General features: G+C 62.7%; 25 protein-coding genes. 20 read left to right on the forward strand and 5 right to left on the reverse strand.

Annotated features, from left to right (window positions below; genetic code table 11):
• Window positions 1-5: 5 nt before the first annotated feature.
• The 4 genes from HPQ62_RS17580 to HPQ62_RS17595 all read left to right on the forward strand — a co-directional run bounded on the left by HPQ62_RS17580 (window position 6) and on the right by HPQ62_RS17595 (window position 4,002).
• Window positions 6-896, forward strand: coding sequence for an N-acyl homoserine lactonase family protein (locus HPQ62_RS17580; protein ID WP_174803894.1), 891 nt, complete (start codon window positions 6-8; stop codon window positions 894-896).
• Window positions 896-1,846: a 3-hydroxyacyl-CoA dehydrogenase gene (locus HPQ62_RS17585; protein WP_174803895.1), complete on the forward strand. Its 951-nt coding sequence runs from the start codon at window positions 896-898 to the stop codon at window positions 1,844-1,846. Before HPQ62_RS17580 ends, HPQ62_RS17585 begins: the two co-directional genes overlap by 1 nt.
• A gap of 90 nt (window positions 1,847-1,936) precedes the next feature.
• A complete protein-coding gene (hisD, locus tag HPQ62_RS17590) occupies window positions 1,937-3,247 on the forward strand; it encodes a histidinol dehydrogenase (protein WP_174803896.1) in 1,311 nt (436 codons plus the stop codon).
• Window positions 3,244-4,002, forward strand: coding sequence for an SDR family NAD(P)-dependent oxidoreductase (locus HPQ62_RS17595; RefSeq protein WP_174803897.1), 759 nt, complete (start codon window positions 3,244-3,246; stop codon window positions 4,000-4,002). Before hisD ends, HPQ62_RS17595 begins: the two co-directional genes overlap by 4 nt.
• A 225-nt stretch (window positions 4,003-4,227) precedes the next feature.
• On the opposite strand, the gene pdxY is transcribed toward HPQ62_RS17595, so the two are convergent.
• The 3 genes from pdxY to HPQ62_RS17610 all read right to left on the reverse strand — a co-directional run bounded on the left by pdxY (window position 4,228) and on the right by HPQ62_RS17610 (window position 6,543).
• Window positions 4,228-5,073 carry a pyridoxal kinase gene (pdxY, locus tag HPQ62_RS17600; protein WP_174803898.1) on the reverse strand — a complete coding sequence of 282 codons (846 nt, stop codon included), beginning with the start codon at window positions 5,071-5,073 and terminating at the stop codon, window positions 4,228-4,230.
• Window positions 5,070-5,750 carry an MOSC domain-containing protein gene (locus HPQ62_RS17605; RefSeq protein ID WP_174803899.1) on the reverse strand — a complete coding sequence of 227 codons (681 nt, stop codon included), beginning with the start codon at window positions 5,748-5,750 and terminating at the stop codon, window positions 5,070-5,072. Before HPQ62_RS17605 ends, pdxY begins: the two co-directional genes overlap by 4 nt.
• Window positions 5,751-5,994: 244 nt before the next feature.
• A complete protein-coding gene (locus HPQ62_RS17610; RefSeq protein ID WP_174803900.1) occupies window positions 5,995-6,543 on the reverse strand; it encodes a DUF4334 domain-containing protein in 549 nt (182 codons plus the stop codon).
• A gap of 322 nt (window positions 6,544-6,865) precedes the next feature.
• Between HPQ62_RS17610 and tal the strand changes: the two genes are divergently transcribed.
• The 7 genes from tal (at window position 6,866) to mbfA (ending at window position 10,995) form a co-directional block, all read left to right on the forward strand.
• Window positions 6,866-7,822, forward strand: coding sequence for a transaldolase (gene tal / locus HPQ62_RS17615; RefSeq protein ID WP_174803901.1), 957 nt, complete (start codon window positions 6,866-6,868; stop codon window positions 7,820-7,822).
• 315 nt (window positions 7,823-8,137) lie between these two features.
• Window positions 8,138-8,374 carry a hypothetical protein gene (locus HPQ62_RS17620; protein WP_174803902.1) on the forward strand — a complete coding sequence of 79 codons (237 nt, stop codon included), beginning with the start codon at window positions 8,138-8,140 and terminating at the stop codon, window positions 8,372-8,374.
• 64 nt (window positions 8,375-8,438) lie between these two features.
• Window positions 8,439-8,669: a hypothetical protein gene (locus HPQ62_RS17625; RefSeq protein WP_174803903.1), complete on the forward strand. Its 231-nt coding sequence runs from the start codon at window positions 8,439-8,441 to the stop codon at window positions 8,667-8,669.
• Window positions 8,670-8,786: 117 nt separating this feature from the next.
• Window positions 8,787-9,017, forward strand: a complete 231-nt coding sequence (locus tag HPQ62_RS17630) for a hypothetical protein (RefSeq protein ID WP_174803904.1) — start codon at window positions 8,787-8,789, stop codon at window positions 9,015-9,017.
• Window positions 9,018-9,134: 117 nt separating this feature from the next.
• Window positions 9,135-9,365: a hypothetical protein gene (locus tag HPQ62_RS17635; RefSeq protein ID WP_174803905.1), complete on the forward strand. Its 231-nt coding sequence runs from the start codon at window positions 9,135-9,137 to the stop codon at window positions 9,363-9,365.
• 55 nt (window positions 9,366-9,420) lie between these two features.
• Window positions 9,421-9,639, forward strand: coding sequence for a hypothetical protein (locus HPQ62_RS17640; protein WP_174803906.1), 219 nt, complete (start codon window positions 9,421-9,423; stop codon window positions 9,637-9,639).
• Between the two features lie 372 nt (window positions 9,640-10,011).
• Window positions 10,012-10,995: an iron exporter MbfA gene (mbfA, locus tag HPQ62_RS17645; RefSeq protein WP_174803907.1), complete on the forward strand. Its 984-nt coding sequence runs from the start codon at window positions 10,012-10,014 to the stop codon at window positions 10,993-10,995.
• A gap of 2 nt (window positions 10,996-10,997) precedes the next feature.
• On the opposite strand, the gene rocF is transcribed toward mbfA, so the two are convergent.
• Window positions 10,998-11,921, reverse strand: coding sequence for an arginase (gene rocF / locus HPQ62_RS17650; RefSeq protein ID WP_174803908.1), 924 nt, complete (start codon window positions 11,919-11,921; stop codon window positions 10,998-11,000).
• A gap of 311 nt (window positions 11,922-12,232) precedes the next feature.
• Between rocF and HPQ62_RS17655 the strand changes: the two genes are divergently transcribed.
• Window positions 12,233-15,202 (forward strand): transporter substrate-binding domain-containing diguanylate cyclase, encoded by a 2,970-nt coding sequence (locus tag HPQ62_RS17655; protein ID WP_244629757.1) that lies wholly within the window; start codon window positions 12,233-12,235, stop codon window positions 15,200-15,202.
• Window positions 15,203-15,209: 7 nt separating this feature from the next.
• Here HPQ62_RS17655 and HPQ62_RS17660 read toward each other — a convergent pair whose 3' ends face one another.
• Entirely contained in the window at window positions 15,210-16,118 is a 909-nt protein-coding gene (locus tag HPQ62_RS17660) for a polyprenyl synthetase family protein (protein WP_174803909.1), read from the reverse strand.
• A gap of 91 nt (window positions 16,119-16,209) precedes the next feature.
• Here HPQ62_RS17660 and HPQ62_RS17665 point away from each other — a divergent pair, with 91 nt between their 5' ends.
• The 8 genes from HPQ62_RS17665 (at window position 16,210) to HPQ62_RS17700 (ending at window position 22,586) form a co-directional block, all read left to right on the forward strand.
• The gene (locus tag HPQ62_RS17665; protein WP_425312645.1) at window positions 16,210-16,989 is read left to right on the forward strand and encodes a biosynthetic peptidoglycan transglycosylase; all 780 of its coding nucleotides are present in this window, start codon (window positions 16,210-16,212) and stop codon (window positions 16,987-16,989) included.
• 77 nt (window positions 16,990-17,066) lie between these two features.
• Window positions 17,067-17,714 (forward strand): glutathione S-transferase family protein, encoded by a 648-nt coding sequence (locus tag HPQ62_RS17670; protein WP_174803910.1) that lies wholly within the window; start codon window positions 17,067-17,069, stop codon window positions 17,712-17,714.
• Window positions 17,715-17,871: 157 nt separating this feature from the next.
• Window positions 17,872-18,057, forward strand: a complete 186-nt coding sequence (gene rpmF / locus HPQ62_RS17675) for a 50S ribosomal protein L32 (RefSeq protein WP_174803911.1) — start codon at window positions 17,872-17,874, stop codon at window positions 18,055-18,057.
• Between the two features lie 96 nt (window positions 18,058-18,153).
• Window positions 18,154-18,729 carry a DUF3291 domain-containing protein gene (locus HPQ62_RS17680; protein WP_206678101.1) on the forward strand — a complete coding sequence of 192 codons (576 nt, stop codon included), beginning with the start codon at window positions 18,154-18,156 and terminating at the stop codon, window positions 18,727-18,729.
• Window positions 18,730-18,926: 197 nt separating this feature from the next.
• Complete coding sequence (locus HPQ62_RS17685) at window positions 18,927-20,315, forward strand: amidohydrolase family protein (protein WP_174803912.1); 1,389 nt, start codon at window positions 18,927-18,929, stop codon at window positions 20,313-20,315.
• Window positions 20,316-20,317: 2 nt separating this feature from the next.
• The gene (locus HPQ62_RS17690; protein ID WP_174803913.1) at window positions 20,318-21,292 is read left to right on the forward strand and encodes a GTP-binding protein; all 975 of its coding nucleotides are present in this window, start codon (window positions 20,318-20,320) and stop codon (window positions 21,290-21,292) included.
• Between the two features lie 5 nt (window positions 21,293-21,297).
• Complete coding sequence (locus tag HPQ62_RS17695) at window positions 21,298-21,585, forward strand: YciI family protein (RefSeq protein ID WP_174803914.1); 288 nt, start codon at window positions 21,298-21,300, stop codon at window positions 21,583-21,585.
• Window positions 21,582-22,586 (forward strand): Gfo/Idh/MocA family protein, encoded by a 1,005-nt coding sequence (locus tag HPQ62_RS17700; protein WP_174803915.1) that lies wholly within the window; start codon window positions 21,582-21,584, stop codon window positions 22,584-22,586. Before HPQ62_RS17695 ends, HPQ62_RS17700 begins: the two co-directional genes overlap by 4 nt.
• Window positions 22,587-22,683 lie beyond the last annotated feature (97 nt).

The following is a 22,683-nucleotide window of genomic DNA, read 5'->3' on the forward strand; positions in this document are numbered from 1 at the left end:
GAAAGATGTCAGACTATTCGATCTGGGTTTGCGAATATTCCTATGTGAAGGACTATCACAAGAGCGGCGTGCTGTATGGCGCACACAACCAGGGCCATGTGAAGCTTCCCTATTGCTACGTCGTCATCAAGGGCCGCGATCATATCGCCATGGTCGATGTCGGTTACAACGACAAGGAGTACGGCAAGCATCTCGGCGACAAGTTCGGCGTGGAGAACTGGCGCAGCCCCAAGACGGTGCTCGGCGCGATCGGGATCACGCCGGAAGAGGTCGATACCTGCTTCATCACCCATGCGCATTTCGATCATTTCGGCAATGTCGAGGACTTTCCGAATGCGAAGTTCTACATCCAGGAACGCGAGATTGCGAAATGGGTCTGGGCCATGTCGCTGCCCGACCGCATGCGGTGGATGATGATCGCCGTTGATCCGGGCGACATCGTTCGCGGGGTCGGTCTGGCGCGCGACAAGCGTCTCGTCACCGTCGACGGCTCGGTGGAAAACGTTCTTCCGGGCATCGATCTGCATGCCGCCTTCGACAGCCACACCTACGGTTCGATGTGGGTCACGGTGCGCAACGACGGCAAGGAACAGTCCGACGACACATGGGTGCTGGCTGGCGACCTCGTCTACGTCTTCGAAAACATCTCCGGCCCGGGCGGGGCGGTCGATCTCGACAAGATCTACACGCCGGTCGGTCTGGCGGTCGGCAGCCAGACCAATCTCGTCATGGCCACGGAGGAGATGATGAAGCAGGCAAACTATGAAGCCAAGCGCGTCATTCCGGTCCATGAGGAGCGCATCAAGGACGTATTTCCGTCGTGCACCACGAGCGAGGGGCTGCGGATCACGGAAATCTGCCTCGCCGATGGCGAAACCTCGAAGGTGTCGGGCTGATGAGCACACGCGTCGTAGCCATTGTCGGAGCCGGTCTGGTCGGCTCGGGATGGGCGATCGTCTTTGCACGGGCCGGTCTGACGGTGCGCGTCTACGATCCCCAGCCGAAGATCCGTGACGGCTTTCATGCCTGGGCAGAGACCTCGCTGAAGGAACTGGAGGTCGCCTCCCTGGTCGTCAACGCCGCCGATACGCTCGCCCGCCTCAAGGTCTTCGACACGCTGGAAGAAGCGCTCGAAGGCGCGACCTACATCCAGGAATCGGTCTTCGAGCGCGTCGACGTGAAGACGGAGGCGTGTCTCGCCATCGACAAGGCGATGGATCCGTCGGCAATGGTCGGCTCGTCCTCGTCCGGCATTCCGGCCTCCGCCTTCACGCAGGCATGCGTCAACCGTGCGCGCTTCATGATCAACCATCCGGTCAATCCGCCTCATCTGGTGCCGGTGGTGGAGCTCGTGCCCGCCCCCTGGACCGATCCCGACTGTGTGGCAACAGTCCGCGAGCTGATGAAGGAAGTCGGTCAGGTGCCGGTTTCGCTCACCCGCGAGGTGGATGGTTTCGTGCTGAACCGGCTCCAGGGCGCGCTCCTCAATGAGGCCTGGGCGCTCTACGAGGAGGGCTACGCCTCGATCAAGGACATCGATGCGACCGTCCGCGAGGGGCTCGGTCTGCGCTGGTCCTTCATGGGACCTTTCGAGACGATCGATCTCAATGCCCCCGGCGGGATCGCCGACTATGCCGAACGGCTTGGCCCGCTCTATTTCGGGATGGGCAACGGCCGGATGGACCATCCCTGGCCGCACGACGTCATTGCCCGCGCGGAGGCCGAGCGCCGTTTGGAACTTCCCGCCGGATCGCTCGCCGACCGCCGAGCCTGGCGCGACGGCCAGCTGATGAAGCTCGCGGCATTCCGGCAGACCCATAAACCCAAACGTAGCCCGTCTTCCTGAGGCCGGGCTGATCCAGAAAGCTTCCGGCGCGCGGCCGCCAGACATGTCGCCACGGTGCCGGAACGAACCTGCAATGATCGGAGAAATATCGTGTCCATTACCCACCTCAAGCGCGGCAAGCCCGCAGATGAACGTTCTGAAGACGACGTGAAGGTCCGCACCATCGTCGAGGGCATTCTCGACGACATCCAGAAGGGCGGCGACACGGCTGTGCGTAGCCTGTCCGAGAAGTTCGACAAGTACTCGCCCCCTTCCTTCAAGCTGTCTAAGGGCGATATCGAAGGCCTGATGTCGCGGGTCTCCGATCGTGACATGGAAGACATCAAGTTTGCGCAGGCGCAGGTGCGCAACTTCGCCCGCGAACAGCGCAAGTCCATGCTCGACATCGAGGTCGAACCGATTCCCGGCGTGATCCTGGGCCACAAGAACATTCCGGTCCAGTCGGTGGGCTGCTACGTGCCCGCCGGCAAGTTCCCGATGGTGGCATCCGCGCACATGTCGGTGGCGACTGCCTCGGTTGCAGAAGTGCCGCGGATCATCGCCGCGACCCCGCCATTCAAGGGTGAACCCAACCCGGCTGTCGTCGCTGCCATGCATCTGGGCGGCGCCCATGACATCTACGTGCTGGGCGGGGTCCAGGCGATCGGCGCCATGGCGCTCGGGACGGAGACGATCAAGCCCGTCGACATGCTGGTGGGTCCGGGCAATGCCTATGTCGCGGAAGCCAAGCGCCAGCTCTATGGCCGCGTCGGCATCGATCTCTTCGCCGGCCCCACCGAAACCATGGTGATCGCCGATGATACGGTGGATGCGGAGATGTGCGCGACCGACCTGCTTGGCCAGGCCGAGCACGGCTACAACTCACCGGCGGTTCTGGTGACCAACAGCCGCAAGCTGGCCGAGGATACGCTTTCAGAGATCGCGAGGATCCTCGAAATCCTGCCGACGGCCGAGACGGCTTCCGTGTCGTGGCGCGACTATGGCGAGGTGATCCTGTGTGACACCCATGAGGAGATGCTTGCGGTTGCAAACGACATCGCCTCCGAGCATGTTCAGGTGATGACCGACCGTGACGACTGGTACCTCGAAAACATGCACAGCTACGGGGCCCTGTTCCTGGGGCCGCGCACGAATGTGGCCAATGGCGACAAGGTGATCGGCACCAACCATACGCTGCCGACCAAAAAGGCCGGCCGCTATACCGGCGGTCTCTGGGTGGGCAAATTCCTCAAGACCCACAGCTACCAGAAGGTCTTGACCGACGAGGCGGCCGCAATGATCGGCGCCTATGGTTCGCGGCTCTGCATGCTGGAAGGCTTCGTCGGCCATGCCGAGCAGTGCAACCTGCGTGTGCGCCGCTACGGCGGCAGAAATGTCGCCTACGGAGCGGCCGCAGAATGAGCGTGCTCGACCGTTTCTCGCTTGCCGGCAAGCGGGCCCTGGTCACGGGAGCGGGGCGCGGCATCGGCCGCGCCATCGCGATCGCCTTCGCCGAGGCCGGCGCGGACCTCGTCCTGTGTGCCCGCACCGCGGCCGATCTCAAAGCCGTTGCTTCCGACATTGAAGCCCTCGGCCGCAGGGCCGAGATCATGGTCTGCGACGTCACGGACATTGCCGATTTCGAGGCGAAGGTCCAGCACCTGCCGGATATCGACATCTTTTGCAACAATGCCGGTATCAACCGCCCCAAGCCGATCTTCGATGTGACGCCCGACGATTACGATGCCGTCATGGGGATCAATCTGCGCGCCGCCTTCTTCGCCGCGCGGGCAATGGCGATGCATATGCGGGATCGCAAGATCAAGGGATCGATCATCAACATGTCCTCCCAGATGGGGCATACGGGGGCGGCCAACAGAACGCTCTACTGCGCTTCCAAATGGGGTATCGAGGGATTGACCAAGTCGCTTTCGATCGAACTCGGCAGCTACGGAATAAGGATCAACACGATCTGCCCGACGTTTATCGAGACACCGATGACCGAACCCTATTTCAGGGATCCGGGTTTCAAGGACTATGCGTTGAGCAAGATCCAGCTCGGCCGCATCGGAAAGGTCGATGATCTCACCGGCGCCGCCGTCTATCTCGCCTCGGAAGCCTCGTCGCTGGTGACCGGAAGCGCCGTGATGATCGACGGCGGCTGGACCGCAAGCTGACGGGCTCGGAGAGGCCTGCACCTGCAGCATCCGGCGCACTGCGGATGGCTGGGGTTCTTGAAAAACGATGCGCAGACTTCTTCGCCTACGGGCAGGTTCGAGCGCTTGGCGGACGATAGCCGGGATGGCAATTCCGGGTGAGGTGGCCCCCCGTTTCACCTTCCGGAATTGCCTCGGAAGACGAGGGGCTGAGCCGTTTCGTGGCTCACGGAAACCGGACTGCCCTCACTGCCCGAGCGTCAGAAGCGCGCGGCGGAACGCGGGCTCGCTCAATACCACTTCGCCTGCGCCAAGCGCGCCTGCGTGGCGGAGGGCGCGGAGCGTGAGCAGTTGCGCGTTTTCAACGGCTTCCTCCAGCGGCATGCCGCGGGCGAAGCCCGCGACCACGAGGCCTGCGAAGAGGTCGCCGGTGCCTGGCAGCGCGAACGGCAGGTGCTCCACCGGATGGCGGCTCGTCTTGCCGGTGCCGAGAATGACGCTTTCGATGTGACCCGCAGGACTGTCGGAAAGCGCGCAGCCGGTGACGATCAGTCTTGCGTCCCCGGCCATCCGCAGCTCGGCCTTGGCCGCTTCCAGATCCTTGAGCGTCTCGATCTTGCTGCCGGTCAGCCAGCCGAGTTCGAAAGGGTTCGGCGTCGCGATGTCGGCCAGCGGCAGAAGACGGTCGCGCATGACATCGGCGATGGTCTCCGGCACGTAAAGGCCGGGACCGGCATCGCCCATGACCGGATCGCAGAGATAGACAAGGCGCGGATTGACGGCCTTCGCCTCGGCGACGAAATCGGCAACCATCAGCGCCACGTCGAGCGAGCCGATATAGCCGGTCATGATGACGTCCGCGCGTTCCGGCAGGCCGCGCTCGCGGGCGCCCTTCAGGAGATCGAGGAAGAAGTCCGGCGGCAGCGCCCGGCCGCGCAGGGTCGGATAGTCGGGCGTATTGGAAAAGACAACAGTCGGGATCGCCGCCACTTCGAGCCCCGCCGCCTGCATCGGAAACAGCGCCGCGGAATTGCCGACATGGCCGAAAACCACCTGGCTCTGGATCGATATCACGAAGGGAGGTCGGGTCATGTCTTGCCATCCAGTCTGTTGCGCCAGTCTTCCACGCGTCCGCTCTCAAGCCGCCGGACCGCATATTTGCGCCAGCCTTCGGCGAGAACGTCAAGCGCCGCCATGGCCCCAAGTTCATCGCGGTTCATCCGGTCGACATAAAGCGCATGCCACAGCCGGTGGAGCGTCCATGACGGCTGAAGGCGGTCGACAAGTTCAAGCCCGTCGCCGGCGTTGACGATGCCGGGCTCCAGCACGCGATAGTACCAGCCGGTCCGCCCTGTCGTTTGAACCTGCCGGGCCATGTCTTTCACGCCGAAGCGGTGGTTGAGCTTCCAGCAGGGCTGACGGCCCTGCGAGACCTGAAGGAGCGCGGTGCCAAGGCGAAAGATGTCGCCAACGGCGACGGTCTTCTCGGTAAGCCCGGATGCGGAGATGTTCTCGCCGAAGCCGCCCGGCGCCCGAAGCGCCTCGAGATTGCCGAGTTCGCTCAGCCAGATCGGGTAATGGTCAAAAGGGTAGTGATGCACTGCCTTTTCGGCGCCGCCATGGACGCGGCGATCGGCCTGTTCGTCGCCCGCCAAGCTTTCCGTGCCAAGCGCGATGGGCAGAGTGGCGGGGGTCTTGGCGATCCCGCTCAGGGCATCGCTTCCCGCAAGCGTGCAGGCTCGGCCGGTCAGAAGCGCGATCGCGGTCATTGCGGTCTGACCTGCAGCCCGCCGGTCGGGCGGTCGCGGGGGGTGCAGGCGCCGTATGCCGGGGGAATGGAAAATGTCGGCATTGGTGGTCTCTCCTCCCGTCCCCTGCCGATGCGTGCACTGCGAGCGATATGGCGAAACAGGGACAAACGTGCTTGCCAGTGCTGCCCGCGCGCCCCGCCTTCGGGAAAGGTTCGGCTTCACCTCGTCCCTACAGCCATTCGCGGCGCAAGGCAACGGAGGCTCAGGAGGGCTCGCGCCTCAAGGTGAACATGAAGGGCTGTTCCATGCCGCGCATATCCATGGCTCCGATCAGCGTGTCCGGCCCGACGGAGCGGAACACATCAATGATCGGAAGGCCGTCGTAGATCATCGAGGCCGAGACCACGCCGCGATATTCGGTCATCCGAAGGCGCGCCTGCGGCTTGCTGGTCGAGAGCACGGACGAGGAAGCCCGGAAAAGCGCGGCGGATATCGTGGAGCGGGCAAGGGCCGCATGGTCGAGAACCATGCCGATCGGCAGCCGCGACGGATTGACGCAAAACAGCGTACCGTCCTGTTGTTCGAAGACCAGGGGATGGCCGTCTTCCGCGCTCTCGAAGCGTTTGCCGTGCCAGCCGATCTGCTCCAGCATCCCGTCAAGCGCGTGACCCGTTGGAACGCCCGCTCCCCGCCAGGCGCCGATCATCTGGGCGATGGTTGCCGGCGGAAGGCCATCATAGAAGGCCAGTACCTCGGTGATCGGGGCGCCCGCTTCGAGCGTCCTCAGCCGCATTTCCTGATCGTCGGTCATTCTGATCTCCGTGGGTGTCCATCGGTGGCTGTCTTTGTAAACGCAGCAACCGTGCGAAAGGCGCGTCGCCGCGCGGAAAAAATCGGCTATGTTCAAAATGCGATCGGTGGCGACCAGAAACGGCATATCCTTCCTTGACTTTGAAAAACCGGTCTTGCGATAGTCACCGGAAAGCTGCCGCCCTTGCGCGGCGGGGCGATGTCTGCGAACAGTCGTCAACGCATGAGAGCGACCCGCAATCAGCGGTGAGCGCCCGCATGACATCGGCGGAACGGAATTGGGCGGGCCTTATGGCTGCGCCACAGAAGGAAGGATGAGGATAATGGCTTCCAAGCTGGATCAACTGCGCGAAATGACCACGGTCGTGGCCGACACCGGCGACATTCACGCGGTCGAAAAACTGAAACCGGTGGACTGCACGACCAACCCCTCGATCGTGCTGAAGGCGCTTTCGACGGACATGTTCGACGCGCAATTCGAAGAAGCGATCAAGTGGGGCAAGGAACAGGGCGGCGCCACGGACGAGGTGGTCGCAAAGATCGCCAGCCGTCTTGCCATCGATGTCGGCGCAGCGCTGGTGAACCTCGTGCCGGGCCGGGTCTCGACCGAAGTCGATGCCGACCTCTCCTTCGATACCGAGGCATCGGTTGCCAAGGCGCATGAAATCATCAAGGCGTATGAGGAGCGCGGCATCGGCCGGGATCGTATCCTGATCAAGCTCGCCTCCACCTGGGAAGGCATCCGCGCCTGCGAGATCCTGCAGAAGGAAGGCATTGACTGCAATCTGACGCTGCTGTTTGCCAAGTGCCAGGCCATCGCCTGCGCCGATGCCGGCGCTTTCCTGATCTCGCCCTTCGTCGGTCGCATTCTCGACTGGTACAAGAACGACACCGGCGAGACCTACACGTCCGAAACCGATCCGGGCGTTCTGTCCGTGCGCTCGATCTACAATTACTACAAGGCCAATGGCATCAAGACGGTGGTCATGGGCGCTTCGTTCCGCAACATCGGCGAAATCGAAGGCCTTGCCGGCTGCGACCGTCTGACGATCGCGCCGAACCTTCTCGAAGAGCTCGATGCCGATCAGGGCACGCTCGAGCGCAAGCTGACGCCCGACAGCTTCGAGGCCGAAGACAAGATCGAGATGGACGAAAAGACGTTCCGCTGGATGATGAACGAAGACCCGATGGCGACCGAAAAGCTTGCCGAAGGCATCCGCAATTTCGCCAAGGACCTCGGAAAACTGCGTAGCCTGATCGCGAAAAAGCTCGAAGCATAATTTTTTTTCGTCACGAATGAAAAAAATGACCCGGCCTTCTGGCCGGGTTTTTTGTTGCAATTCACGCCCCCGGCGGGTGTTGGAGCGATACTCCCTTCCTGTTTTAATCACTTGATTTATAATTGAAATTTGCTTCTTTTCTGCTGGTTTCGGCCATAAAAAATAAGTCGGATCAAAGGCTTCTGGAAATGGTTCCAGTATTGCCGTCAACGGATTCGCAACGCTGCGGGTCCAAAATGGATACTTGTTAATCATTCGATTAAACTCCATTTCCAGGTCATCGAACGACACTGTGATGACCAAAGGAGTTTCATCATGACCAAGTTTGCAGCAATGACCGCGCTGGTAGCAGCGCTTGCAACCGCACCTGCCGCTTTTGCAATCCAGCCCTCCGCTCTTCCGGACACCGGCACGCTGACCAAGGCTCCGGCCGGCAGCACCGTACAGATCGAGAGCACGGACAATTTCGGCGATCGCTACGTCAACTTCTACCGCGTTTCAAACGACGGTTCGCTGACATTCGTCGACCAGGTTCGCCAGAGCGACGACTAAGAAACACAAACAAGATGAAGCGCTTTCAAACAGCGCCAACGGAAACACCCCAGGAGTATTTGAAATGACCAAGATTGCAGTAACCGCAGCCCTCGCAGCCATCCTCGCCGCCCCGGCCGCCTTCGCCATCCAGCCGTCCGCCATCCCGGAAACCGGCTCGCTTTCCAAGGCACCCGCCGGCAGCACGGTCGAGATCCGCACCTCCGACAAAGGCGACAGCTTCGTGAACTATTACCGTGTTGGCGAAAATGGATCGCTCAACTTCGTCGATCAGGTTCGCCAGAGCAACGACTAACGATTTCCGGTCCGGACGAGACCGTCCGGACGCCGCCGGAGGCGGCAGCGAAATCAGACAAATAACAATATGCGCGCCCCAGACCGGCGCTGCACCCCAAGGAAGAGAGAAACCAAAATGAACAAGATCGCAGCAACCGCAGCCCTCGCAGCCATCCTCGCCGCCCCGGCCGCCTTCGCCATCCAGCCGTCCGCCATCCCGGAAACCGGCTCGCTCTCCAAGGCACCCGCCGGAAGCACGGTTGAAATCCGCACCTCCGACAAGGGCGACAGCTTCGTGAACTATTACCGTGTTGGCGAAAATGGATCGCTCAACTTCGTCGATCAGGTTCGCCAGAGCAACGACTAACGATTTCCGGTCCGGACGAGACCGTCCGGACGCCGCCGAAGGCGGCAGGGAAATCAGACAATCAATCATATGCGCGCCCCAGACCGGCGCTGCACCCCAAGGAAGAGAGAAACCAAAATGAACAAGATCGCAGCAACCGCAGCCCTCGCCGCCATCCTCGCCGCCCCGGCCGCCTTCGCCATCCAGCCGTCCGCTGTTCCGGAAACCGGCAAGCTCACCAAGGCCCCGGCCGGCAGCACGGTTGAAATCCGCACCTCCGACAAGGGCGACAGCTTCGTGAACTACTACCGCGTCGGCAATGACGGTTCGCTGAACCTCGTCGACCAGGTCCGCCAGAGCAACAACTGATTTCGGATTCGCGCTGCGGGCGCCGGCCTCCGGCGCCACACAGGGAGTGTTTGATATGACCCGGATTGCATCCTTCTCTGCCCTGCTGCTTTTCTTGGCGGCAGCACCCGCAGCGCTTGCGCTGCAGCCGTCGACAGTGATGGCAACCGGGCTCAAGGCAAGCCTTTCGCTGTACAGTCAGCTCGGAAACGGCGCCGGGTTCAATGCGGCGACCGACAGCAGCGCTGCCGGTGAAAACCGGGATGGCGCTGATGCGGGTGACCGCACCGATTGATCTTCCCGGGCGAATGCGGCGCATGATCGCTTGACGCAAGATACGTCGCTCCCATCGTCAAAGGCCCCGGCTCGTCCGGGGCTTTTTTGTGTGCACCATCCCATATTGCCTGGTTTGTCGGTGACGTGCCTTCAGCGGTCCAGGCTGCCGGGCCGCGACGACTGTCCCGCCGGTTTCGGATGCCGGTCTGAGGTCAACGTCGCGCCAACTGTAATACGCCTGTCACCAGCGGCATTGATGCTTCCCATGTCTGCCGGATCTGGCGCCGCCTCGATCCTCATGGAAGCGCTGCCGGTTTTCCCAGGCTTTGCAATTGACCATCCCGGAATGTTGATTTAGAATAATTCTAAATTAAATTTCGGAAATCGGGTCATGGTGCTGAAACTCTTTGGCCGCTCCAAGCGTGCCTTTTCCTCATTGAGCGAGCCGGAAATGCTCGCCCTCGCCATCTCTTCGGAAGAGGATGATGCGCGTATTTACAAGGCTTATGCCGCGCATCTGCGCGCCGACTATCCGGCGAGCGCGAAGATATTCGACGATATGGCCGAGATCGAGGACGGGCACAGGCGCGTGCTGATCGACATGTTCAAGCGCCGCTTCGGAGATGACATCCCGCTGATCCGGCGCGAGCATGTGCGCGAATTCATCGAGCGCCGGCCGGACTGGCTGATGCAGTCGCTGTCGCTCGACAGGATCCGCGAGCAGACCGTTCTGATGGAGGAGCAGGCGCAGCGCTTCTACCGGGCGGCGATGGCTGAAGTCTCCGATGCCGATACCCGCAAGCTTCTGGGCGATCTCGCCATGGCCGAAGAGGCGCATGAGGAGATGGCCGAAACGCTCGGGGAAAAGCACGCGCCCGAAGATGTGCGCTCCGAAGAGGCGCAGAAGGAGCATCGCCAGTTCATCCTGACATGGGTGCAGCCGGGTCTTGCCGGGCTGATGGACGGCTCGGTCTCGACGCTTGCGCCGATCTTTGCCGCGGCCTTTGCCACCCAGGACACCTGGCAGACCTTTCTGATCGGCCTGTCCGCTGCCGTCGGCGCCGGCATCTCGATGGGCTTCACCGAGGCCGCCCATGACGACGGCAAGCTGTCAGGCCGCGGCTCGCCAATCAAGCGCGGCATTGCATCGGGCGTCATGACCATGCTTGGTGGCCTTGGCCACGCGCTGCCCTATCTGATCCCCGAATTCTGGACCGCCACGGTGATTGCCATCATCGTTGTGTTCTTCGAACTCTGGGCGATCGCCTTCATCCAGAACAAATACATGGAAACGCCGTTCATGCGCGCCGCCTTCCAGGTCGTGCTCGGCGGCGGCCTTGTTCTGGCGGCTGGCATGATCATCGGCAGCGGCTGATGTCAGCCATAGCTGCGGGTCGGGCGGTCCATCACCCGCCTGCCGAACAGGCTTGCCGTCAGATCCGTCATCAAGGTCGCGGCCTTGCCGCGCTCATCGAGAAACGGATTGAGCTCGACGAGGTCGAGACTGGTCACGCGCCCGCTGTCATGCAGCATTTCCATGACGAGATGCGCCTCCCGGAATGTTGCGCCGCCGGGAACCGTGGTGCCGACGCCGGGGGCGACGGAAGGGTCTAGAAAGTCGACGTCGAAGCTGACATGCAGCATGCCGTCTGCCGCCTCCACCCGCTCCAGAAAGGCCTTCAGCAGCACCGCGATCCCGTTCTCGTCGATCGCGCGCATATCGTGAACCGTGACGCCGGTGGCGCCGATCGTCTCGCGCTCGGCGGGGTCGACGCTGCGGATGCCGATCATGCAGACATTTGCCGGGTCCACCGGTGCCTGAAGCGGCGGGAACACGCCCTCAAAACCCGGCTGGCCGGTAAAATAGGCGGCGGGCGTTCCGTGCAGATTGCCGCTTTCGGTGCTGTCGAGCGTATGAAAGTCGGTATGGGCATCGAGCCAGAGCACGAATAGCGGCCGCCCGTCTTCCCGAGAGCGCCGCGAAACGCCCGCCACGCTTGCCGCCGCCATCACATGGTCGCCGCCCATGAAGATCGGCAGGCCCTTTCCGGCGATGTCGTAGGCGGCATCCACCAGCGCATCGAGCCAGGAGACGGTTTCGCCGAGCGCTTTCAGCTTGGCATTGGGATGCGACACCGACCGCTGCGGAGCGGGGCTGAGGTCTCCGAGATCCAGCACCCTATGGCCAAGGCCCGTCAGCGCCTCGGCAAGGCCCGCTGCCCTCAGACCGTTCGGCCCCATGTTGCAGCCCCGGCGCCCCGAGCCGCACTCGACCGGAACACCCAGCAATACACAATCCATCTTCGTCTCCATAAGGCGGCTTGATCAAAGCATCGGGCGAAAACGGAGATCCCGCTTATCGACCACCCAATGCGGCAAAACGAGACGCCCGGGCGGGCGCGGCAACCATGCAAGCACGAATAGCGGCAAAAGAGAACCTGCGTCTGCGCATGATTTCTGGCGGACGCTGTTTGCAGAGCGCAGATTTTTCGCCGATCGACAAGCAAAGGGTGTTTTTTACGTCCATGGAATGCAAGAAAGACTGGTCACAACTTGATCTCTTGCTATGGGCTTGGGAAGCTGGAACGATACAAGAAAGATGGACAGGCAGAATGGCCGAGGCGCAACAGGCTGTCATATGCATTCCGGCAGGGCTGACCGGCACCATGCGCAAGGTGACGGCTCTGCTGGTCGGCTTGATGTTGCTGCTGGCTCTCGCAGCACCGCTCAGGGCGAAGCCGCTTGAGCTGACCGAGGAAGAGCGCGCCTTCATCGCCGCGCATCCCGCTGTTACCATCGGACTTGTCTCCGATAACGAGCCCTACTCCTTCTTCCTCAATGGCAGGATCATGGGCTGGTCCGTGGATGTCATGAAAGCGCTATCCTCGCTGACAGGCCTGGACTTCGATATCCGTCTCGGCTCGTGGCCTGAGATCTATGGACGGTTCAGGGCAGGCGGTCTCGATGCGATCGGCGACATTTCCTATACCGAGGAACGGGCGCGCTTCATCGATTTCAGCGAACCCTATCATCTGCGCCGGACCATGCTGTTTGAAAACATCGATCATCCGGCAAATGACCCCGAGGATCTCGCGGCGTTGAAAGCGCGGCGGATCGGCGTTATCCGCGACATCTATTACGCCAATGCGCTAAGTGCGCAGGGTTTTGAACTTCAGGACTATGCGACCTATCGCGATCTGATGGCCGCGGTGGCGTTCGGCTGGGTCGATGCGGCGCTCGCCGCCGAACTGACCGGCAATTTCTTCATTCGCGAAAATGGTTTCACCAATGTAGTCTCGACCGGCGCATTGCCGCTTTCGGCGGTGCCGCTCGAAGATTTCCGGCTGGGCGTACTCAAGGCCCCGGACGGCGATGCGGATGCGGCTCTTCTTGCCTCTATCCTGGAAAAGGGCGTGGAGGCCCTTCCCGAGGCGACGCTCGACGAGATCACCGGGCGCTGGCTTGCCTATCGCACCGGACGCGCCGTGAATGCCGGGCCGCTGAGGCTGTCACCGGAAGAGCAGCTGTTCGTCGAGGAGGCGCCGCCGCTTTCGATCGGCTTCATCATCGACTACCAACCCTTCAGCTCCCTCGAAAACGGGCGCGGGCAGGGGCTTGCGGTCGATCTCACCCAATATGTCGCCTCCAGCACCGGCCTCGTGTTCGAGCCGGTCTACGACAATTGGGCAAGGCTCCTGCAGCGCTTCAGAGCGGGCGAACTCGACGTCATCACCAATATCTCCCGCACCGATGAACGCGCCGATTTCACGCTGTTTTCCGAGGAATACCACCGCATCCCGAATGCGGTCTTCATGCGCTCCGGTTTCGGGCCTTACCGCGAGCTTGCCGATCTCGATGGCAAACGCATAGGGATCGGGCGTGATATCTATTATGCCGATGCGGTATCGGCGCGGTTTGACGATGTGCGTCAGTATGATGGGCAGGAGGCGCTGATCCATGCGCTTGCCGATGGCGAGATCGACGCCGCCATCGCCTCGCTCAGCAACGGCAATGCCATTATCCGCCGGGACGGGCTGATCAATATCGAGATCGGCGGCGAATTCCTGATGGATGGCGTCGAGCGCGAGGACCTGCGCTTCGGGGTCTCGCCGCGCTATCCCTATCTTGCAAAGATCATCGACCACGCGCTGGAATCGATCCCGGTTTCGCGCTGGCAGGAAATGGAAAGCCGCTGGCTCGGTCCGCCGGTCGCCGATATCAGCCGCCAACGGCTGGTTCTGGATGCGGCCGAGCGCGCCTATCTGCGTGATCGTGGACCACTTCGTGTGTGCGTGGACCCGATGTCGCCCCCCTATACCGTGATCGGGCGGGATGGCGATTTTTCCGGCGCGGTCGCCGATCTGATCGGGCTCTTGAGCCGGAACGGAAAGTTTTCCTGGCAGATCCAGCCCGTGCCGCTCACCGGCGACAGCGAACAGGATGCAGCCAGCGCGGACTGCGACGTGCTTCCCTTCGTGGTCGAAAGCGAATTTACAGAAAACCTGTTCGAGTTCGCGCCCTCCTATCTCGAAATGGCGCTTGCCGTGGCAAGCCCGCTGCAGGCACCCTTCGTGGAGAGCATGCGGTCGCTTTCCGGCCAGCGGGTCGGCGTGGTGGCGAGCCATGTGCCTTTTCAGCTTTTGCAGACGCGCTACCGCGATGTGACGCTCATTCCCATCGAAGGCGAAAAGCAGGGGCTGGAGGCCGTGCTGGACGGCACGCTGGATGCCGTGGTCGGACCGCTCGACACGCTTGCCTATCTGATTGCCGTCATGGATACCAATGACGTCAAGATATCGGGCCGTATCGCGGAGAACGTGCAGGTTGTTGCCGCCACGGCAGCCGATGAACCGGCGCTCGGCGACATATTCGAGAAGCTGATCGCCACGCTCGATCCCGCCGAGATCCAGACGATCCTCAGCCGTCAGAAACTCGCTCCCTTCAAGCGGACCATCGACTACCGGGTGCTGATTGTCACGGCCGTCGTGATTGTGGTCGTGCTGCTGATCTTTCTTTACTGGGTGCGCAAGCTCCGCCTGCTCAATCTGGCGCTCAACCGGGCCAACGAACTTCTGCACGAATCATCGATTACCGACGGCCTGACGGGGCTCTACAACCGCACCCATTTCATCGCGCTTGCGGAAACCGCCTTCGAGACGTGCCGGCACAGCGGCGAACGCTTCACGCTTTCGATGCTGGATGTCGATCATTTCAAGCCGATCAATGACGAGATGGGCCATGTCTTCGGCGATGCCTGCCTGAAGCAGCTGGCCGCCATCCTGCAGGCTCATTTCACCCGTGCCACAGATGTCGTGGCGCGGTATGGCGGGGAGGAGTTCATCGCCTTCCACGTGGCCGGAACGCCTCAGGATGCGCGCGCCTTCAACGATGCGCTCAGGGAAAAGGTCGCGAACGCGCCGGTGCCGCATGCCAATGGCAAGAAGCCGGTCACGGTGAGCATAGGATTTTATTCCGCCGTGCCGGGCCCGGGCGATACGCTCGACCGCTTCATAGCCGAGGCCGATGCGCGCCTCTATGCGGCCAAGGACAGCGGCCGGAACCGCGTGGTCGGCAATGATTGAGGTCCGTTCAGCTGTCGCGCGAGGCGACGAAGCGGGCGGCGGCGATCAGCGTTTCCGCCCTTCCGGCGAAGGGCGCCAGCAGGGTCTCCGCTTCCGATACAAGGTCTGACAGGCGTCTTTCCGCCCACGCCTCGCCGTGAAGCGAAACCAGCGTGCCCTTGCCGCGGCCCGCATCCTTGCCGGTGGCCTTGCCCATCGTTTCTGCATCCGCTCTCAGGTCCAGCAGGTCGTCTGCAAGCTGGAAGGCAAGCCCGATCACCGCGCCGAAGCGTGAAAGGCGTGCGCGTTCCTCGTTGCCGGCGCCTGCGATGATCGGACCCGCCTCGCAGGCGAACCGGATCAGCGCGCCGGTCTTCATGGCCTGAAGCGTGACGATCCCGCCCTCGTCGGGGGGCGTTTTTTCGGCTGCAAGATCAAGCGCCTGTCCGCCCGCCATGCCGCCAAGGCCGGCCGCGCGCGCCAAGGTGCTGATGAGGGTGAGCCGGGCGGTTGCATCAAGCGGGGTGGCATCGTCGGCGATGATGTCGAAGGCAAGCGTCAGCAGGCTGTCCCCGGCCAGAATGGCGGCCGCCTCGTCGAAGGCCTTGTGCACCGTCGGCCGTCCGCGGCGCAGATCGTCGTCATCCATGGCCGGCAGGTCGTCATGGATCAGCGAGTAGCAATGGATGCATTCAAGCGCTGCGCCGACCCTTTGCGCGGCCTTGTCCGAGCCGTCGAAAAGCCTTGTGCTCTCGATCACGAGAAACGGGCGGAACCGCTTGCCACCGTTCAGCACGCCGTGGCGGATCGCCGCCATCAGCGCGTCGGGGCGTGCAGTCTCGCCTGGAAGCGGTTCGGGACCGAGAAGCCCGTCAAGGCAGGCCTCGACGTCCTGTCTGGCGTTTGAAAGGCGTGTGGAGAATTCGGCATCTGACATGGGCCTGTCTTGGCATGGGGGATGAGCCGGTTCAAGCTGATTTTATGCCCGGTGGCGGCCGGTATTCGGCGGCGGCGCTGGTGGCTTTCCAATGAGGCCGCTTCAGGCTATGGATGGGGCCCGTTTCAACAGAGCCTATGGATCGATGCGCGACGACGAACTGCCGGACGAGGATGAGGATGACACCCCGCGCCGGTCGCTGTTTCGCCGCCTCGTCCGCTACGGGCTCCTTGCGGTCGCGGTGATCGTCGTCCTGCCCTATGTGCTGCTGCCCTTCTACAGGCCATCCTTCGTCCATCCCGTCTCGGTGCCGATGATGGCGCGGTTCTTTACCGGCTATGAGCGCCAATGGGTGCCGTTCGAGGAGATCGCGCCGGTGCTGGTGCAGTCGGTGATGATGTCGGAAGACGGACAGTTCTGCCGCCATGACGGCGTCGACTGGGGCGAGTACAAGGCGGTGGTCGAGGATGCGCTTGCCGGCAAGCCCGCGCGTGGGGCGAGCACGATCCCGATGCAGACGGTCAAGAACCTCTATCTCTGGAACAGCCGCTCCTATCTGCGCAAGGGGCTCGAACTGCCGCTTGCCATCAGCGCCGATGTCGTCTGGCCGAAGAAGCGGATCATGGAGATCTATCTCAATATTGCCCAGTGGGGTCCCGAAACCTTCGGTATCGAGGCGGCGGCGCAGGAGCAGTTCGGCGTGTCGGCCGCAAAGCTCTCCGCGCGCCAGGCGGCGCTCCTTGCCGTCTCCCTGCCGGACCCGGTGGGCCGTCAGGCTGCGGCCCCCAGCCGCCACATGCAGAACCTCGCCGCACGGGTGGAGCGGCTTGCCGCGCGCTCCGGCGCTTACATCACCTGCCTTTATGAATGACATTCGACAATTGTGTTGGTGCTCGCAGGCGAAATCGGGTTAAATCGCGCGCGGCAAATGACCGGAAAGGATCGGGCATGAGTGATCTGACGCTTTACATCGGCAACAAGAAATATTCCTCCTGGTCACTGCGGCCATGGCTTGCAATGGAAGCCGCGGGCATTCCGTTCAAGGAAGTTCTGATCCCGTTCGATTTTCCCGCCGGCAATCCGCGGTTCCGCGAAGTGTCGCCCGTCGGTCTTGTTCCGGTCCTGCATCACGGCAAGTTCCGGGTCTGGGAATCGCTTGCGATCATCGAATATGTCGCAGAGCTTTACCCTGAAGCGAAGCTCTGGCCGGCCGACCGCATCGAGCGCGCCGAAGCCCGTGCGATTTCGGCGGAAATGCATGCCGGTTTCAGGGCGCTGCGGGCTGCCTGCCCGATGAATTTCGGACGCAAGCCTGCCCCGCTTGCCGTCGATGATGCGGTCAGGGCCGATGTGCGGCGGATCGAAACGATCTGGGCCGAAGCGCTCGAAACCTCCGGCGGGCCGTTCCTGTTCGGCAGCTTTTCGGCGGCGGATGCGATGTATGCGCCGGTGGTCAACCGCTTCGAAATCTACCAGTTGACCGACAACGAACGGTCGCTTGCCTATATGAACGCGATCAGGAGCGTTCCGGCCTTCCAGCGCTGGCGCGATGGCGCGCTGGCTGAAAGCTGGGTGGTGCCGGAAGACGAAGTTTGAGACGGAATCGCCGTATCGGACAAAAAAATGCCCGGGGGACTGGTCAAGTCCCGGTTTCCCCTGTATAAGCGCGCCAAATTTCAAGCATTCCAAGGGCAATCTTGCGGTGGTATCACCCGCCGATGATTGAGCCTTGCGCCCTAAGTGGAGTAGTCCAATGGCTGTACCGAAAAGAAAAACGACCCCGTCCAAGCGCGGTATGCGCCGTGCTGCCGACGCTCTCAGCGCTCCGACCTATGTCGAAGACAAGAACTCCGGCGAACTGCGCCGTCCGCACCATATCGATCTGAAGACCGGTATGTATCGCGGCCGCCAGGTTCTGACGCCGAAGGAAAACGCCTGATCCTTCAGGCGCTTCTCCGCTGAACTTCAAAAAGCCGTCCCTCGGGGCGGTTTTTTGTGTTTTGGTGGTGACAGGCGGCACCCACAGGATCATCCTTTGAGGCGACTGAAGGGAACCGTCTGCTGCGATCAGGCTTTTCAGGCGATGCTTCTTGCCCTTTACACATTTGGCCAGTTCATCAGGCCTGCGGATGATCCCTCCAATGACGGTTTCCGGGCGCCGAACGATCCGGTCTTTTCGACGGCCGATGCCGCCGTGGGGCTGGTCGCGCGGTCCGGATATGCTTCGGATCCCGGTCCGCTTCCCTGGGGAGCGGAAGTCTATCCGCGGTTTTACGATGAGCGCGGCGATGGCTGGTCGCCGGCGACGCTGTCTCTCTGGACGGATATCGAGGCGCTGTTTGCCTTCACCTATTCCGGACTGCACGCCGACGCTGTCCGGCGTGGCCGGGAGTGGTTCAGGCAGGGCGACTGGCCGCCGCTGGTGATGTGGTGGCATGCGGAGACCGCCCGCCGGCCGACCTGGGCGGAGGGCGTCGAACGATACGAGTTTCTCCATGATCACGGCCCGTCGCCATTCGGCTTCACCTTCAGGGATGCCTTCGATCATCACGGCGAACGCAAGACGCTGGACAGGTCAAGGATCACGCAGTTGCGCGCTGCGGCCACTTGAAAAGGCAAAGGCGGGTCGCCCGCTTTAGTGCCGCGTGCATCTGCGAAACCGTGCTTTCTCCATCAAATTTTCATTTCGGGAATTTTTTCGGGCAGTATCGCCGCCGGAGACGCCATTGATGGTGGGAGAGAGGCTGGCCGTTGCGAAGAGGATCGCGGCGGCGGCTCAAGAAAGATTCGGCTATGGAGGAGGCCACCATGTCACGCAAGATCATCAGGAATGCCCATATCATCTCGATCGACCCCAGGATCGGCGTGATTCCGCGCGGCGATATCCTGATCGAGGGTTCGAAGATTGCCGCGATCGGCCCGGCGCTCGATGCAGGCGACGCAGAGGTGATCGAGGGCGAAGGCCGGATCGCGATTCCCGGTTTCGTCGATACCCACCGCCATACCTGGCAGGCGCTGTTGCGCGCGACCGGCGCCGACTGGACGCTCGCCCAGTATTTTGCCGGCGTGCGCGGCGTCATGGGTGACCTCTACACGCCCGACGACATGAAGATCGGCAATCATCTTGGCGCGATTGCAGCGCTCGATGCCGGCATCACCACGCTTTACGACTGGTCGCACAACAACAATACGCCCGATCATGCCTCCGCCGCCGTCGAGGGCCTGATGGCTGCCGGCATGCGCGCCGTGTTCGGCTATGGCAACTCAAACGCCGAATGGGTGCCGGTCAGCGACAAGCCGAGTGATTTCGAAGATGTCGCGCGCATCCGCCGCGAATATTTCTCCTCCGAAGACCAGCTCGTCACCATGGGCTTTGCTGCGCGCGGCAACCAGTTTGCCACCATGCGGGTCACGCGGGAGGACTTCATCAAGGCCCGCGATCTGGGCCTCAGGATCAGCGTCCACATGGGCGATGGGCTGTGGGGCATGAACAAGCCGGTGGTCGAACTCCACGGCGAGGGGCTTGCCGGTCCCGACGTTACCTATGTCCATTGCAACTCGCTGCATCCGGAAGATTTCCGCATCATCGGCGATACCGGCGGAACGGCGTCGATCGCGCCGGAACTCGAGCTCCACATGGGCCACGGCTTCCCGCCGACGCTCGCGCTCCTTGCCGTCGGCGTCCGCCCGTCGATCTCGATCGATGTGGTGACGACCGTGCCGGACGACATGTTCTCCGCCATGCGCGCGCTGCTTTCGGGCACGCGCGCCGTCGTCAACAACCAGGCGCTGATCGACAAGGTGATCGTCGACCCGCTGCCGCTGATGGCGACCGATGTCTTGGAATTCGCAACGCTCCAGGGGGCGATTGCCTGTGGGCTCGGCGATCGGACCGGCTCGCTCACCGTCGGCAAGGAAGCCGATATCGTGCTGGTCAACTGCAATGCGCTCAACACCATGCCGATGAACAATGCCTATGGCATCGTCGTCGAGGCCGCCCATGCCGGCAATGTCGAAACCGTGCTGGTCGGCGGCAAGGTCAGAAAGCGCGATTTCAAGCTGGTCGATTTCGACCACGCGGCGTTCAAGACCAAGGTTGAAGCTGCCCGCGACCGCCTGTTCGAGCGCGCCGGCATTCCCGCAGACGGCTCCTGGCTGCCGCGCCCGTTCGAGGCTTCAACCGACAGCGAGTTCTAGCCGTGACGCGCGATCGTCCCGCGCTCTCCGTCATCGGCGGCGGGCTCGGCGCCGGCAAGACCACACTGATCGCCGGTCTCGTTTCCCGCCCCGACATGGCGGGAACGGGCGTGGTGGTGAACGAGTTCGGCGCGCTCGGCATCGATGATCTGCTGATCTCGGAGGCAGCGCCCGGCGCCCGTGTGGCACTCCTCAAGAATGGCTGCGTCTGCTGCCGGCCGGGCAATGATCTTTCGGAGGCCGTCAGGGCGATGATCGCGGCGCAGTCGACACCGCTGCAGCGCATCCTGGTGGAGACCTCCGGCGTTGCCGATCTCTCCGCCGTCATCGCCCGGATCGGCGCCGATCACGTGTTGCGCGCGCTGGTGCGCCTTGATGCGGCGATTGCCGTGGTGGATGCCACCGCGCCCGGCGAAGCGCGCCCGGAACATATCGCCTGCGCCGACCGGATCGTGATCTCCAAGGCCGATCTCGTCGGCCAGGCGGCGGCAGAACGCATCCGCCGCCAGCTTGCCGACATGAACCCGACCGCCCCGATCTTCGACGCGCAGGCCTTGCCGGACCCCGACGCGCTCTTCAATGCCGGCCTGATTGATTCCAGGAGCGGTGCCGCCCAGCCGAACCGCTGGCTGCGCGCCACCGGCACGCTGCATGTCAGCGACGATGAAGCGATCCGTTCCTTCGTGATCGCCTTCGGCCCACAGCGCTGGACGGCGCTCAGCGAGCAGATCGCCCGCATGAGCCGCTCCGCCGGCAGCGCGCTTCTGCGCCTCAAGGGGATTGTCGAGGATATCGACGATCCGCGCCCGCTCGCCATCCAGATGGTGCGCGACCAGATCTACCGGCCCGTTCGGCTCGCGCCGGCGGCCAGCGGCGGAAAGAGCCGCATCGTCGTCATCGCCCGCGCGACCGCTGCACCGGCGGTCGAAGCCTTTGCCGCCCGTCTCGGCGCGGCCGATCTTCATGAAAGGGAGTGATCTACATGCACTACATCGTCCATTGTCTCGATTATGAGGGCAAGGTCCAGGACCGGCTGGATCATTACGAAGCCCACAAGGCCTATCTCTCCAGCAATCCGATCAAGATGGTGATCTCCGGTCCGCTTCTCGCCGAAGACGAGACCACCATGATCGGCTCCTGTTTCCTGGTGGAAGCCGACAGTATCGAAGAGGTGGTGAAGTACCACGAGAACGACCCGTTCTACCGGGCCGGCATCTGGGAAAAGGTCTCGATCCATCCCTTCAACAAGCGTGTGGACAACCGCTCATGAGTGGCCCTGTCCGCGTTGCACTTGTCGGGCTCGGCTGGTGGGGACAGAAGATCGCGGCAGTGCTGAAGGCCGCGCCCGAAGACGTTACCATCGTCCGCGCTGTCGAGCCGAACGGCGAAATCGCGCGCAGCTTTGCCGACGCCAACGGCGTGCCGGTGACCGCCGATCTCGAGACGGCGCTTGCCGATCCGGATGTCGAGGCGGTGCTGCTGGTCACCCCGCACAAGCTCCATGCCCGCCAGATCGAAGCGGCTGCTGGCGCCGGCAAACATGTGTTCTGCGAAAAGCCCGTGGCGATGACCCGCGCCGGTGCGGAGGCCGCCGTCAAGGCGGTGACATCTGCAGGGCTGATCCTCGCCACCGGTCACGAACGGCGTTACGAGCCGCCGATCGCGGAGATGATCGCCGCGGCCGATTCCGGCGCGCTCGGGCGATTGATGCAGTTCGATGCCACGTTCAGCCATGACAAGTTCCTGAGCCTTGATCCGACCAATTGGCGGCTCGGTGCAGAGGACGCGCCGGCGGCCGGCATGACGGCGACGGGCATCCATCTCCTCGATCTTGCCGTGCGCCTGATGGGGCCTGCGAAAAGCGTGGTTTCCGCCTGCGAGACGCTCGCCTCGAACCTGCCGCAGGGCGATACGATCGCAAGCTTCGTCTGCTTCGAAGGCGGCGGCACGGCGACGATTTCCGCCAATCTCGCCATGCCCTTCGTGTCGCGCGCCTCGCTGTTCGGATCGGCCGGCTGGGTGGATGTCCGCGACAAGGCCCATGTCGAGGCGCCGGATGGCTGGATCGTCACCCGTGCCAGCACCGGCAGCAAGATCTCGGTCGAGGAAGTGGCGCCCGCCGAACCGGTGCGCGACAATATCGTCGCCTTTGCCCGCGCCATTCGCGGAGAGGCCGCCTATCCGATCACGCCGACCGAGATGATCCACACCGCAGCCCTGCTGGAGGCGGTGATCGAGAGCAGCCGAACCGGCGAACGGGTGATGCTGTAAGGGCAAGCCTGCAAAGCTTCGAGACGATGAAAGGGGCGCCACGAGCGCCCCTTTGGCTTGGGAGAGCCCCGGCTTCAGAGCCCTTCTTGCGCGCCAA

This window comes from Martelella limonii (genome assembly GCF_013344475.1).
Classification (GTDB): domain Bacteria; phylum Pseudomonadota; class Alphaproteobacteria; order Rhizobiales; family Rhizobiaceae; genus Martelella; species Martelella limonii.